Source organism: Clostridioides sp. ES-S-0049-02, from assembly GCF_020658465.1.
GTDB lineage: Bacteria > Bacillota > Clostridia > Peptostreptococcales > Peptostreptococcaceae > Clostridioides.
In genome coordinates this window covers 1-475 of record NZ_JACVWG010000059.1, presented here as the reverse complement: position 1 = coordinate 475, position 475 = coordinate 1, and the positions used below count along the sequence as shown (strand labels likewise).

1 protein-coding gene is annotated in these 475 nt (G+C 29.7%); it reads right to left on the bottom strand.

The features are described 5' to 3' along the window. Nucleotides 1-135: 135 nt before the first annotated feature. The coding region (locus tag IC213_RS20590) for a hypothetical protein (protein WP_227863585.1) at nucleotides 136-475 on the bottom strand (340 nt) is incomplete at its 5' end.

The following is a 475-nucleotide window of genomic DNA, read 5'->3' as shown; positions in this document are numbered from 1 at the left end:
TTCTTTGACTAATTGTTTTCTTAAAGTATTCATAAAAAATCTCCTTTACGACATTTGATTATATTTAAATCATTGCCATAAAGAAGATTTTTATTAACCTTGAAGCACAAATTATTTTACATTACCTATTAAAAATTATTTAACTAAATTAGCGAACTTGACTATTAGTCTGCCAATTGTTGATATAGGGCTTGAAGTATATTCTTCTACTTTATATGTTTTCCCATTTTCTAACCCTGTTATTTCTGTTCCTATTATTTCTGCTTTATCTGCTTCTTCTCCTAATGTTCCATCTGCTTTAGTATATTTTTCATTTCCATCTACTGTTACTTTATATATTTTACCTGCAGTTAATCCTGTTATCTTTTTGTCTCCTGCTGTTGCTCCAGCTACTGAACCTGATTCTATTATTACCTCAGTCGCTGCTGGTGCTACATATTCTTCTACTTTATATGTTTTTCCATTTTCTAACCCT